Source organism: Parabacteroides sp. ASF519 (assembly GCF_000364265.2).
GTDB classification, from domain to species: Bacteria; Bacteroidota; Bacteroidia; order Bacteroidales; family Tannerellaceae; genus Parabacteroides; species Parabacteroides goldsteinii.
The window spans coordinates 2,281,119-2,295,380 of the sequence record NZ_AQFV02000006.1 but is presented as its reverse complement, the minus strand read 5'-3'; the positions used below and the strand labels follow the sequence as shown (position 1 = coordinate 2,295,380).

11 protein-coding genes and 1 pseudogene are annotated in these 14,262 nt (G+C 46.4%); 3 read left to right on the top strand and 9 right to left on the bottom strand.

All coding sequences use genetic code 11. The features are described from left to right. Positions 1-13 precede the first annotated feature (13 nt). On the top strand, positions 14-316 hold the full coding sequence (locus C825_RS08850; RefSeq protein WP_007654451.1) for a hypothetical protein: 303 nt from the start codon (positions 14-16) through the stop codon (positions 314-316). After that, positions 313-591 (top strand): Txe/YoeB family addiction module toxin, encoded by a 279-nt coding sequence (locus tag C825_RS08845; protein ID WP_007654453.1) that lies wholly within the window; start codon positions 313-315, stop codon positions 589-591. Before C825_RS08850 ends, C825_RS08845 begins: the two co-directional genes overlap by 4 nt. Before the next feature lie 45 nt (positions 592-636). Here C825_RS08845 and leuB read toward each other — a convergent pair whose 3' ends face one another. The 9 genes from leuB to C825_RS08800 form a co-directional block, all read right to left on the bottom strand. After that, the gene (gene leuB, locus C825_RS08840; RefSeq protein ID WP_010802220.1) at positions 637-1,707 is read right to left on the bottom strand and encodes a 3-isopropylmalate dehydrogenase; all 1,071 of its coding nucleotides are present in this window, start codon (positions 1,705-1,707) and stop codon (positions 637-639) included. A 14-nt stretch (positions 1,708-1,721) separates the two neighbouring features. Next, on the bottom strand, positions 1,722-2,168 hold the full coding sequence (locus C825_RS08835) for a methylglyoxal synthase (RefSeq protein WP_007654467.1): 447 nt from the start codon (positions 2,166-2,168) through the stop codon (positions 1,722-1,724). Positions 2,169-2,186: 18 nt separating this feature from the next. Further along, on the bottom strand, positions 2,187-3,698 hold the full coding sequence (locus C825_RS08830; protein WP_044214770.1) for a hydroxymethylglutaryl-CoA lyase-like TIM-barrel protein: 1,512 nt from the start codon (positions 3,696-3,698) through the stop codon (positions 2,187-2,189). A 1-nt stretch (position 3,699) separates the two neighbouring features. Next, a complete protein-coding gene (gene leuD, locus C825_RS08825) occupies positions 3,700-4,290 on the bottom strand; it encodes a 3-isopropylmalate dehydratase small subunit (RefSeq protein WP_007654471.1) in 591 nt (196 codons plus the stop codon). A gap of 148 nt (positions 4,291-4,438) precedes the next feature. Further along, the gene (gene leuC, locus C825_RS08820) at positions 4,439-5,836 is read right to left on the bottom strand and encodes a 3-isopropylmalate dehydratase large subunit (protein WP_007654472.1); all 1,398 of its coding nucleotides are present in this window, start codon (positions 5,834-5,836) and stop codon (positions 4,439-4,441) included. An 18-nt stretch (positions 5,837-5,854) separates the two neighbouring features. Next, positions 5,855-7,351 (bottom strand): 2-isopropylmalate synthase, encoded by a 1,497-nt coding sequence (locus tag C825_RS08815; RefSeq protein ID WP_007654474.1) that lies wholly within the window; start codon positions 7,349-7,351, stop codon positions 5,855-5,857. Between the two features lie 351 nt (positions 7,352-7,702). Then, positions 7,703-9,127: an L-fucose/L-arabinose isomerase family protein gene (locus C825_RS08810; protein WP_010802217.1), complete on the bottom strand. Its 1,425-nt coding sequence runs from the start codon at positions 9,125-9,127 to the stop codon at positions 7,703-7,705. Positions 9,128-9,143: 16 nt separating this feature from the next. Further along, positions 9,144-11,321, bottom strand: a complete 2,178-nt coding sequence (locus tag C825_RS08805) for a glycosyl hydrolase (protein WP_010802216.1) — start codon at positions 11,319-11,321, stop codon at positions 9,144-9,146. 150 nt (positions 11,322-11,471) lie between these two features. Beyond that, on the bottom strand, positions 11,472-12,635 hold the full coding sequence (locus C825_RS08800; RefSeq protein WP_010802215.1) for a purple acid phosphatase family protein: 1,164 nt from the start codon (positions 12,633-12,635) through the stop codon (positions 11,472-11,474). Positions 12,636-13,904: 1,269 nt separating this feature from the next. On the opposite strand from C825_RS08800, the pseudogene C825_RS27710 reads away from it, so the two are divergent. Beyond that, positions 13,905-14,180: pseudogene (locus C825_RS27710) on the top strand (helix-turn-helix domain-containing protein); the annotation flags it as partial. Positions 14,181-14,262 lie beyond the last annotated feature (82 nt).

Sequence of the window (14,262 nt, the reverse complement as noted above, 5' to 3'; positions counted from 1 at the left end):
AATATAAAAGATTATGGCAACAATAGCAATCGAAAAGAAAAGGAAAAATATAGATTTGTCTGTAGACACTTTGAAAAAGCTGTCCATTATGGCTGCTTCACAAGGTAAAAGCGTAAAGGCTTTCATAGAAAATCTGTTGGAAACCAAAGCAAATTCTTTGAGTATAGAAGTTTCAACAAATCCGAGCCCAAGCGGTGACCCGTGGTTTGATGATCCGGAGAATATGGCATCTGTCATGCGTGGCATTGAAGATGCAAAACAGGGCAGAGTTACAGCTTATACAATAGATGATATCAAAAATTTGTTAGGCGTATGAGCTATAAACTGAAGTTAACGGATGAAGCCCAAAAACAGCTACTCCAATGGAAGAAATCAGGAAAGAAGAAAGATCTAGCCAAAATTTTTTCACTATTCCAGGAGTTAGAAGAGCATCCGACCACCGGAACCGGACAGGTAGAGCAATTAAAAGGCAACCTTTCCGGTTTTTGGAGTAGACGTATAGACAAACATTATCGTATCATCTACGCCATACATGAAGAGATTGTAACTGTTGAAGTCGTTTCTGTAAAAAGTCATTATGGCGATAAATAAAAATGGGACGAAAAATGTTTCGCCCCATCGGATGTTTTAATCAAATTACTTCTTCGCAATATATTCAGCAATCCAGTCCCCTACTTCGCTGGTCTTGTAGGCTTTGCCATTTTCAGCGATATCTTCGGTTACAATATTGGCATCCATGGAAGCGGCAACGGCTTCGCGGATCAATGCGCCTTCTTCCATCCCGTTGAAAGCATATTCGAACATCAGGGCGGCACTCAGGATAGTAGCCAGCGGATTGGCTATATTCTTTCCGGCAGCCTGCGGATAAGAACCGTGGATCGGTTCGAATACGGAAGTATGCACACCGATAGAAGCAGAAGGCAGCATGCCCAATGAACCGGTAATTACCGAAGCCTCGTCTGTCAGGATATCACCGAACATGTTTTCGGTAACCATCACGTCGAAACTCTTCGGCCATTGAACCAAACGCATGGCGGCGTTGTCGACAAACATATATTCTGTCTCCACATCCGGATATTCCTTTTCAATCTCCTGTGCTACCTGACGCCACAGACGAGAAGTAGCCAACACATTCGCCTTATCGACTACCGTTACTTTCTTGCGGCGTTTCTGTGCATACTGGTAAGCCAGGCGAACGATACGTTCGATCTCTTCACGGGTATAAACACAGGTATCGTAAGCCGTGTTCCCATCTTCGCTTCTACCCTGCGGACGACCGAAATACATACCACCCGTCAATTCACGGATACACATAAAGTCTGCTCCCTCGATCAGTTCGGCACGAAGCGGAGATTTATGCAACAGCGACGGGAACGTTGTTACCGGACGGATATTGGCAAAAAGTCCCAGCTTCTTACGCATTCCCAGCAGTCCTTGTTCGGGGCGTACCTTTGCGGAAGGGTTATTATCATATTTCGGAGAACCGATCGCACCAAAATAAACGGCGTCGCTCTGCATACAAAGTTCGTGCGTTTCATCCGGATACGGGTTACCGGTCTCATCGATGGCAACCGCTCCCACCAGAGCGTGTTTATAACTTAGTTCGTGGCCATATTTTTCGCATACGGCTTTAACGGCTTTCATGCCTTGTTCTACAATCTCGGGACCGATACCGTCGCCGGGAAGGACTGCGATGTTTAATTTCATTTCAGTTTGTTATTTTAGTCTCTTTTAAATAGCACATATTTGGGTTCCATAGGGACGTAACTATCATCGTCCCACAGGGTGCTCGTAATCATCAGGTCGGCACTGTAACGGTTACAAGCAATAGGCACATTATGAACACGACACTGGCGAAGCAACATCTGAATATCAGCTTCGTGCGGTTGCGCGTTCAGGTCATCGATCAGGAAAACCGCCAGATCCACCTCCTTGCGTACCACCATGGCAGCAATTTCTGCATCACCGCCTAACGGCCCGGAATGCATACAGATTACTTCGGCAGCAATACCTTTCTCGTCGAAAGCATTACGTATCAGTCCGCCGGTTGTACCGGTACATACTAAAAGATGGTGGGAAAGGAATTCTGCATTGTGTACAGCCCATTCTACCATGTCAGCTTTACGATTGTCGTGCGCTACCAGCGCAATGGTCAGTTTTCTGTTCATAACTAATACCTCCTATATTTATTGTTCAATCTTATTCAGCATCTTCAGCGTCGCCTTGATGGCGGCTTCCGTCTGGTCGGCATCGAGGCCGCGGGTTTTGAAATCTATCCCGGCATAATTCCAGCTGATGATCGTCTGCACAAAGGCATCGGTACGACCTCCGGGGGGAATGGATACGGAATAGTTCGTCAGCATCGGGAACGGACGACCCAGGTCGGAATAGATCTTGCGAAGGGCACGGACGAACGCGTCGTACTGGCCGTCGCCGGATGCCGACTCTTCGTATGCCTCGCCGTCGATCTCTATTTTCAGCGTGGCTACCGGCCTCAGTCCCTGCGCCAAAGATAAGGAATAATTTAATATACGGATACGTTGGTCCGCCATTGCATCGTGATGAAGCACATCGCTGATAATATATGGCAGGTCTTCCGTCGTCACCATTTCCTTCTTGTCGCCCAGTTCGATGATACGCTCGGTGATCTTACGCATGGACTCGTCGTCCACGTCGATTCCCAACGATTCCAGGTTCATGCGGATATTCGCCTTGCCGGAAGTCTTTCCGAGGGCATATTCGCGGACACGGCCGAAACGTTCGGGGATCAGGTCGTTGCAATACAGGTTGTTTTTGCTGTCGCCATCGGCATGAACGCCGGCACATTGCGTAAAGACATGTTCGCCGATGATCGGGCGGTTCGGGGCGATATGGATGCCGGAATAGGTCTCGACCAGGCGGCTTGCGGCGTTGATCTTCTCTTCCCGCACGCTGGTCTGACCGTTCAGATGATCTTTTATCACGGCGATCACGCTGCTGAGCGGTGCATTTCCCGCCCGTTCGCCCAGGCCGTTGATCGTGGTGTGGACACCGTGTATTCCTGCCCGGACTGCCGAATAGACATTGGCTACCGCCAGGTCGTAATCGTTGTGGGCATGGAAATCAAAATGCAGTTCGGGATAACGGTCAAGCATCTGTTTGCAGAACTCGTACGTATTGCCCGGATTCAGGATGCCCAACGTATCGGGCAGCATAAAACGTCGGATCGGCAGGTCTTTCAACGCATCGATCAGCTGGAAGACGTAATCGGGAGAGTTTTTGATCCCGTTCGACCAGTCTTCCAGATATATATTAACCTCAATACCTCTTTCGGTAGCCAGCGATACAACAGAACGGATATCTGCAATATGCTGTTCGGGCAATTTGCGGAGTTGTTCGGTTACGTGTTTATACGAACCTTTACAGAGAAGGTTTACCACGCGGCAACCGGCCGATTCGATCCAGTTGAGCGAGGCGTCGCCATCCACAAAGCCCAATACTTCGAGCTTATGCAGATTTCCGGTACGTTCGGCCCAGGCAGCCACTCGCTTCACGGCTTCGAACTCTCCGTCCGATACGCGAGCAGAGGCAATCTCCACGCGGTTTACTCCCAGATCCCCCAGCAGCATCTGTGCAATACTGAGCTTTTCGTGAGCCGCAAAAGAGACACCCGATGTTTGTTCCCCGTCCCGAAGGGTTGTATCCATTATTTCTACCATCTTACTTTCTATTTGCTTCGTACGCTTCTATCTTCGACTTATTAGCCAGCAGGTAATCGATATCGTCCAGGCCATTTACCAGGCAATCTTTTTTATAGGCATTGATGTCAAAGGATTCGCTTTTGCCGGTTGCGTTGTTGGTGATTGTCTGCGCGGGCAGGTCGATTGTCAACGTTGCTTTCGGATCGGCTTCGACAGAAGCGAATATCTCCGCCAGGAACTCTGGAGAAACAACAACCGGAACAAGGCCGTTGTTCATCGAATTGTTCTTGAAGATATCGGCGAAGAAACTGCTGACTACCGCCCGGAAACCATATCCGGCAATCGCCCAGGCAGCATGTTCGCGGCTGGAACCGCTACCGAAGTTCTTCCCGGCAACAAGAATCTGACCTTTATAAGTATCCTGGTTCAATACAAAGTTGGGATTAGGGTTACCGGCTTTGTCATAACGCCAGTCGCGGAAAAGATTATCGCCGAAGCCCTCGCGTGTGGTTGCTTTCAGGAAGCGGGCCGGGATGATCTGGTCTGTGTCGACATTTTCCAGAGGAAGAGGGACACAGGTCGATGTTACTATCGTGAATTTTTCTTTCATTTCGTTCTCTTAATTTATCGGTTTATTTATTGTAATTATTCGCGCTACCCGCGAAAGCCCTTTCGCGGCACCGGCGACACCACTGTCTCCACATCAACGACACCTCTGTCGCCGCACCGGAGACCGTCCCTGGTTACCGCATCGGAGACTACATCAACTCCCGGGGATCGGTGATCTTACCCGTTACTGCCGCAGCCGCTGCCACCAACGGCCCGGCCAGGATAGTACGTGCACCCGGTCCCTGACGGCCTTCGAAGTTACGGTTTGAAGTAGATACGGCATATTTGCCTGCCGGAACCTTATCTTCATTCATGGCCAGGCAAGCCGAGCAACCCGGCTGACGCAGTTCGAAACCGGCTTCCGTCAATACCTTGTCGATACCTTCCGCACGGATCTGGCGTTCCACCTGCCAGCTACCCGGAACCAGCCATACGATCACATCGTCGGCTTTCTTCTTTCCTTTCACCAGGGAGGCAAAAGCACGGAAGTCCTCGATACGGCCGTTCGTACAACTTCCCAGGAAGACATAGTCGATCTTTTTGCCCAATACCGGTTCACCGGCAGTGAAGCCCATATAGTCCAGAGATTTCTTGTAAGAGATACGGCCGGCCTCGTCTACGCTCTCCATTGTCGGGATGTTTTCGCGGATACCCATTCCCATTCCCGGATTGGTTCCGTATGTAACCATCGGATCGATGTCTTCTGCATGGAAAACGACTTCCTTGTCGAATTTGGCATCGGGGTCACTGTAAAGTTCGCGCCATTCAGCCAGTTTCTTTTCCCAGGCTTCGGCACGGGGAGAGAATTCACGGTCTTTCAGATAGTCGAAAGTGACCTGGTCGGGAGCGATCATACCACCGCGGGCACCCATTTCGATAGACAGGTTGCAGATGGTCAGACGTTCTTCCATTGTCGTGTTGCGAATCGCTTCGCCGGCATATTCAACGAAATAACCGGTAGCACCGCCTGTCGTCATCTTACTTATAATGTATAGGGCGAAATCTTTTGCCGTTACACCCGGTTTGCGTTTGCCGTCGATGGTGATACGCATCGTCTTCGGCTTGCGCTGCATAATACACTGAGTAGCCAATGTCATTTCTACCTCGCTGGTACCGATACCGAAAGCAATCGCGCCCATGGCACCGTGGGTAGAGGTATGAGAGTCACCGCAAACGATCGTCATACCCGGCTGAGTCAGACCTGTTTCCGGTCCTACTACATGGATGATACCGTTTTTAGGGTGCTGCAGACCGTAATAAGTCAGATTAAAATCCTTCGCGTTCTTTTCCAATGTATCCACCTGATTCTTGGAGACAGGGTCTTCGATCGGTTTTTCCTGATTCAATGTCGGGATATTGTGGTCCGGCATACAAGTGATCTGCTCCGGTCGGAACGGCTTCAGACCACGAGCACGTAACCCCGCAAAAGCCTGCGGACTGGTTACTTCGTGGCAATACAGACGGTCGATATAAAACTGGATCGTTCCGTCGGGCAGGGTATCCACCACATGTTTCTCCCAAATCTTTTCGAATAATGTCTTGCTCATTGCTAATTATGTATTATGTTATTTTACGAACTTGTTGATTGCGTCGATGAAGGCTTCTACGGAAGCAGCGATGATATCGGTATTGGCGGCAAAACCGTAATAATTGTTTCCGTCGTATTCCACCTGCATATGGACTTTACCCATGTCGTCACTACCTTTATTAATAGCCTGGATGAGAAATTCCTGGATGGTCATCGTGCGGTGGATAATCGACTTCACGGCTTTGATGGCTGCATCCACCGGACCGTTGCCGGAAGCGGCTGCTTCAAACTTTTCACCGGCGATATTCAGGCAGACGCTGGCAACAGACTGTAAGCCGACCCCCGATGTAACCTGCAAATATTCCAGTTTGATACGGTGCATGGCAGTACGGTCTTTTCCGGCCAGCATCAACACGTCGTCGTCATTGATATCTTTCTTGCGGTCAGCCAGTTTCAGGAATTCCTGATATACCTTATCCAGTTTTTCCTGATCCAGTTCCACACCTAAAACACTCAGGCGGTGTTTCAATGCGGCACGTCCGCTACGGGCGGTCAATACGATTGCGTTATCGTCGATACCGACATCCTTCGGGTCGATAATCTCATAGCTTTCACGGTTTTTCAATACACCGTCCTGGTGGATACCGGAAGAATGGGCGAAAGCATTACGTCCGACAATCGCCTTGTTCGGCTGAACCGGCATGTTCATCAGGCTGGAAACCGTACGGCTGATGCCATAGATTTTGGTTGTGTTTATATTGGTTTCGATACCACGTTCTTTGTGGCTACGGAAGATCATGGCTACTTCTTCCAGCGAAGTATTACCGGCACGTTCACCGATACCGTTGATGGTCACTTCCACCTGGCGGGCACCGTTCAGGACACCCTGCACGGTATTGGCTGTTGCCATACCCAGGTCATTATGGCAGTGGGTGGAGATGATTGCATGCTGGATACCATCCACATGTTCCATCAGATATTTGATCTTTTCACCATATTCGTCGGGCAGACAGTAACCGGTCGTATCCGGGATATTCACAACGGTTGCACCCGCTTTGATCACCGCCTCCACGACACGTGCCAGATAGGCATTGTCCGTACGTCCGGCATCTTCGCAGTAGAATTCGATATCTTCCACATATCTTTTGGCATATTTGGTGGCAGCGATGGCACGCTCCAGTATCTCGTCCTGGTTGGAGTTGAACTTATAACGGATATGGTAATCGGAAGTACCGATACCGGTATGGATACGTCCGCGTTTGGCGAACTTCAATGCTTCGGCAGCCACATCTATATCTTTTTCAACCGCACGGGTCAAAGCACAGATAGTCGGCCAGGTAACGGCCTTGGATATTTCAACCACACTGTTGAAATCGCCCGGACTCGATACAGGAAATCCTGCCTCAATCACATCGACGCCCAGTTCTTCGAGTGCTCTGGCAACCTGAATCTTTTCAATACTGTTTAACTGGCAACCCGGCACTTGCTCACCATCCCGTAATGTGGTGTCGAAAATAAATAATCTGTCTGACATAGTTTTTATCATCTTAAATTTGTTAATATTCTTTTGTTCATTCATAAAAAAAGCCTCTCTCACAAGGAAGTGAGAAAGGCTCTTTTATATCTTCATGCATCAGAAAAGCACGTACAGTCTCACTTCCTATCCCGTTCCCAGAGTAGAATAATGTTTAGAGAAATAATGAGACTATTTGCTATGTTCTGTTTCATTGTCATTTTTATTTAACGCTGCAAAGATACAGCCTTTTTCTAAACCACCAAATATAAAACGATATTTTTTATACATATTCTCTTATAAACTGAAAGAGGAAAGGCTTTCGAATTAATAAATCATTACTCAGACTTCCTTCCTATAACAGTCTCCCACCTATCCTACCCTGATAATCGGTATATCCAGCAGGAATGCGATTTTCTCCAGTTTATCTACCTGATGTCCAAGCCCTATCGCACAATGATGGGAAGGTCCCGCCTTGCTCCAGGCGTCGATAAAAGCACGGGCACCACAGGCAAAACGATAGCGGCTGTTCGTATTTCCGATCTTCAAAGTTGGTCCTTCCACCGACTCCCCTTCAGCTGCCAGCAGGAAAACGCCGTCTTTCCCTTCGCAGACGGACAGTAAAGTAACAGGGCCATGTTTGACCGTCATCTGAATAGACAATCCTTTACCCGGTTTGCCATGATAAACCGGAAGCGGCACCAACCGGACTTTTCCTTCCGCTATGGCAAAATGAGCCGGACCGTCATGCCCCAACATAACGATATCATCCTTGAAGTCGAGGGCATAAAATTCAGAGAAAGAGCCGCCTGAGCCCAACAAAGACAGGATCTTCATTGCCTGTACATTCTTCACTTCACATTCGCCGGCAACAGGGATCTCGCGTCCGGTCAGCAACGTGTTCCCGGCAATGACGGAAGTCACAATATTCTCATAATCATTTCCGGCATAGCCTTCATAATAATAGGCCATCGAACCCAGGTCGTGCGCCTCGATCAGCCTGTCGAGGGCTATGGATGTCCGGGCGGCACGTTCCAGCTCACCGGCTTCGCATTGCTCGTCGATCTCAAAACAAGCATTGAATTCATCCAGTTTGTCTTTTACATCTTCATCGGTAACGTTGTCGCGGTAGGCTTTCAGTTCGCACATCTCTACGATTTCCACATGCGTACCGAAAACAGACGACTGCCGGGTCAGGTCGGTATACACATCGAGCATCCCGCAATAATAATGGCCCAGGATTCCCATGCGGTTATTCTTCATCCCATTTACCACACGGGCGGCATCGATCCAGCCGTTTATCTGCTTCCACACATATTCTTCCTGCAAATAGCCACTTACGATTTCATAAGGAATACCGGCGCGGTTGAACACGCTGGCAAATTCAGGGACGGAACAGGCCTGGCAATGTGCCAACCATTCACCGGTCATTTTCCCCCTGTCACCCAATCCGTTTATATATTCATAGTCGATTGCCGCAACAGGCTGGATATTCAAGAGAATAACCGGGACCTTCACACGCTGGGCCAACGGCAGGACCGTCGAAGATAAAGCATAAGTAGAGATAAAGACAAACAGAAGGCTGATCTCTTCTTTCTTCAGATCTTCAGCTGCCTCAACAGCTTTTACCGGGTTATCAGCAATCCCGGCGTTAACGACTTCGGTGTCCGGACGGGACATCTCCGATGCGATCCAGTCCTGGTACCCGCAAAGACGTGTGTATAGTCCTTCAAATTGGGGCCAATACGTATCCAGGCCCAGCCCAATCAGGCCGACTTTAGTTTTTCCTGTTTTCATGGTATCTATTTTTCTATTATAAAATGTTATCAATAAGGAATACGGACGAATGCTTTTCTACCGGTAACGTAACCGTTGTCGTTTCCATGCCGGAAACACGTTTATGTTCATATGCCACCTTCATCCGCTGTCCGGTATGAGGGTTCAATAAGACAGGTTTCAGCTTCCCTCGCAACACGACATTTGCCTGATAGGGTTGATCTTTCAAATTGGCAAAATAATAAACAGACTGATTTTTCAGTTCCTTATGAATGTAATTCAATTCATGCCCTGCTTCAAAGGCCACGTCAGGAACAGGATAGGAATCCTCGATTGCAGTCTTTAAAGCATCCGGTCCAGGTTTCTCTACGAAAAAGGCTTTACCCGCAGTTGCGTAGGAAGCATTGACACCTAATATACGGGAAATGATGTCTTTCACCTCCTTGTCCTGTCCCGGTTCTACCGATTTCTCCGGCAACTGGGTTGTAAATATGACATTCCCCCCGGATTTAAAGAAAGACTCGACCTGTCGTAAAGCCGTTAACGATATTGTTTTTACTCCGGGAATAATAATCAACCGGAAAGTTTCTTTGTTCACCTGATTGTCGAGGTGCAACAATCCTTTTTTCACACGGCATTTTGTAGATAAGACCTCCGGATGCAGATAAGTGAAATCACGCCCGAGGGTATCAGTCAATAAAGCCGAGACATGTGTATAATCCGTATTCGGGATCATTACCCCGCCTTCATAAAATCCCAGTTCCCCATCCATCACATGTTCTCCCTGAAGAGATTCGATCGGATAAAGGACTGCTATATCGGCGACATGTCTTCCTTCCTGCCGCAAAATATAGTTGAGACGGGACAGGAACTTATTAAATGCCGGAAGTGAATCGCGGTACAGTTCGTTCCGCCAGGATAACTCAGGCAGGAAAGTAACATTCCGATCATTATACCAGACAGCATGTGGGATAAGCGTATTGACCCCTTTCGTATATTGTTCCATGGCTATGTGGTAAAGCTCTTTTACACTGATATTCCCCATAGCGCCGTATGTTTCGGACATTACCTGGCGTTTGTCCCAGTTATAGGCAGAAGAAGAAACCACTTTATAAAACAATTCGGTCGGACGGCCTCCGCCAATTTTGTCAATACCGGGAATCCCCATATATTTCCCGCACAACATCAAGTCACCAGAAGTTCCCACCGGATTCGCAATCTCTTCCTGATCCTGATGACCGGTAGAGTAAATGCCATGGGCAGAAGCCCATTCACCGATTATTTTCATAAAACCTTCGGAATACAAATGGGCACGCAAGCCAAACAGACGGTTCCGCGCAGATTGCGTTTCCTCCCCGATGTCATACCATAATGCCGGATACAGTAATTCGGGAGATTCCCCGTAACGGGAGATAAATTTCTCGTTAAACGCGTCTGTCCAGATACGTCCCTTAGCCCGGTACAGGGTCGGTTCATCAAAAAAAGTTTCTATGATCGTATTCCCGAAATAGGGAGAGAAACGGTCATAATATGCCTGATGAGTTTCTTTTACAAACAGCCTGACGGCTTCAGGGTCCAGATAATCCACATTCGGGTCGCCATCTTTCACACAGACGAAAAACATGATCTTCCAGGCTCCTTCCGGAACTTTCCAGTTGAGTTTACCGGAACGAATATATTGTTCCAGCGAAATCCGATGCTTCGTCAGCGTGTCCATTGCAACGACCGACATCAGTTTTCCGGCAGGAACGACCTGTTCGAATGATTCGCCGACAGCTACTTTATACTCCATTTTGTCCAGCCGCTTGATCGTGGCATCCGGATATTTGTTCATGAAGCGAGGTACCCCATCCGCGTTGATGGCTCCCATACTTCCACTCGGAAAACCATACTCATCATACAGGGACATATGCACATCCAGTTTCTTGGCTTCCTCTATAATCTTGCTATAAAGATTGAAATAATCGTCTGACAGATATTCCGGCTTGAAGTCTTGCCCGAAAGGAAGGATTGCACAACCGCCATACCCGTCTTTTCGGATCATCTGACGGAATTGGTCCAGCAATTCGTTTTCATTGACCGTCGCATTATTCCAAAACCACAAAGGAACAGGCTTATATTTATTCTCCGGATTTACAAAAGCTGACTCACTGACCTGGGCAGATACTCCAAACGAGACAAAACACATACATATGACAAAGAAAATACCTTTCATTAAAGATTCTATTTAGGTTATACCAATGATTACCGTTTTTATGATTGTACAAATATAGAACCTCTGCTTCAACAGGTTATTTTCAAAACTGATTCTATTCTTCCTATTTTTGATAGTTCAGCCGGAGGATGTTTCTCCCATCTATATGTCTTATTTGGTTATTGTCAGCTTATCCACCTCTTTCCCCTCCATGTCCAGTATCCTGATGTTTAATTCTTTTACGCCTGCTTCCGCTTTCAATACCGTATTATTGGAGTTTACAATAACCGGAAAACGAACACCGTCTTTCGGTTCATTCCGCATATACCGGTGAAGGTGGCCGCAAAGCATGAGATCGACACCGGCATTATTGAGTAAGGGGATAAACTTTTCGGCAACTTCCTGCTCACCATGCCAACCACCGAACGGAGGCATATGGCAAACTACGACTTTAAACGGTGCTTCTTTATACTCCTTGCTTTCAAGTACCTTCTTCAACCATTCCGCCTGTTCCGTACGATACTGGTCATAGACTGTTATGCCGGCATATTCAAGATCCGAATCCGGTTTATCTTCGCCACTGTCCAGGATAACAAAGCAGACAGATCCCTGGCGGAACATATAATAGATGTGCTCCTGTTTCGGAGAGAAATAGTCCTGGAATGCGGTAGCAAAGGAACCGCGGGTTTCATGGTTTCCACGGGTATAGTACATCGGTATCTCGGAGGCGAAAAGCTCGGTTGCCTTATCCATAAAGCCTTCGAATATTTCCTTTTCATTGTTGAAAATAGAGACCATATCGCCATTGAACAGAAACATATCGGTCTTTTTCAGATCACAATGGGAAACCAGTTTTTCCAGCACATCACTTTTTCCGTGGATATCGTTGACCATGGCAAAGTTCACGGATTGCCTGCCATGATCGCTGGTCAGGAACGTCAGCGGTTGCTTGCCGTAAACAGACGTTGCCGCCACATTCCCGTAAATCACCCGCCAGCCGACATGGCTTAACACTTCCTGCGAATACACCCGGTAGCGATAACGTGTGCCGGGCTTTAACCCTGTCAGATGCACAGAATGGACGGTAGAGGTCAGCTTGATGCCATTCTTCGCATTAAAGAACTTCGGACGCTCCGTCTGATAATAATGAGTTCCGTCATCAGGAGCCAGTTCCACCCAGCCGATCGAAGGCTTGTTTGCAGTCCATACAACAGTGACTTCATTTTCTCCCAGATTTTGCAGATAAGGGGCATGCGTTATCTTTATATCATCCTGGGCATAAGCAGAAAAAGTGATTAATACAGACAAAATAAACAGCAAACTGATTTTATTCATGGTATATCTTTTTAAGTTGTTAACGATCTCCTACAAAGATACATTCTTCATTTATTCCGGCAAACCCTACCGGGATTAAATCCCGTTATCTACAGGAAAGAAGCACACCTTCACAGACACGCCTCTCCTTTTATGACTGATTAAACTATACCAAAAGAATTTGATTCATTTCTTATCAGATATGAACTATCCTGTCCCCGTGCTTGACACGGGGCCGCAGAAGAACAGGCAGTATCAAAAGATACATATAGGATACGGTTTGTGCTTTTGCGATCCCGTGTCGAGCACGGGAACGGGATAGTTCAAATATTTCTATATTGAAACATCCTTTTGCTGCGGTTGCCTTGTTTACTATTGATGATTTACTTTTTGGGATATAAAAGCCAAGTCCTATCCGGAGAACATACTATTGGATACAAAGCGTCAGGAGAGTTCCTGGAAGTTAAAGGATTGTCAAAATGATATTTTATGTATGTGCTGAAGGAATTGTACGGGCAAAGGGAAATGTCGATCTGTTTTTATAGAAATCTCGCCGACTTACCTTTGTTCGCTTTGACCTGATTGTTGCAATATTCATATCACAAAAAATGTATATTATCTATGATTGTTACCCATATACCACATCTATTCATAATTTATTAACATATTGCTATTTTACACACACATCAAAAAGCGGTTGCTCTGGAAATAAAAACTGTCTAAAAACATATGATTTTCTTTTTTAAAAGCACTAATTGAGGTGTTTTTCTTCTCTAAACGAATAAAAACTCCACTACAATAGAAATTTATCTCAGTTTAAACGAAATTGAAATCTGTTTAAACTAAAATTTTCTTCGGTTTAAACGAGATAAAAAGTCGATATCAGATATCTGTTATGTTAATAAATGTATGCTTCCCTTTTCTAGAATGAACAAATAAAAAATAAGTCTGTTTCCTCCAAAGGCCATTTACACTCATAATATTCATATATCATTCATTTTTATATCATTTTGATTTTGCCGTCTGTTTGGTTACAGGAAGTGAAGTTTCCATACGACACTGATTTGCATCAACCGTTTCACTGATATCATGTCCACTATTATCGGTTGAAAGAGAAACTATTTTTCGCAATGACATACGTTTACTGGTAATTCTGGATCAGGTGAAAATACTGGATTCCACGCATCGCCAGCGCCTGACCTTTGATGTGTTTTTTCTGTGGTACAAATATTATCAGGCAACTCTTTCCGATATTTATTATGAGAGATAAACCGGATTTATTTTCTACTAACCCTTTCGACATACGAAAAAAGAAGTAATCTGGAGCCGGAAGTAATCGAAAAGATTGCCAAAGCATTAGATATACCCGAAGAAGCAATTACGGAACTAGGCGAAGCCACTTCCATTAATATCTTTTCCGGCACCTGGCAAGATAATGCTAATTGCCAGAATTATAATCCTACATTTAACCCCTTAGAAAAAGTCGTTGAATTATACGAACGTTTATTGAAAGCGGAGCAGGAGAAGGTGGCCATGTTACAGGAAGTGCTAAAGGACAAAAAGTAAAACAGTGAACATCAAATGTTACAAATAAAAGAGAGGGAGGCATGTAATAAACACCTCCCTCTCTTTTATTTATTTACAACAG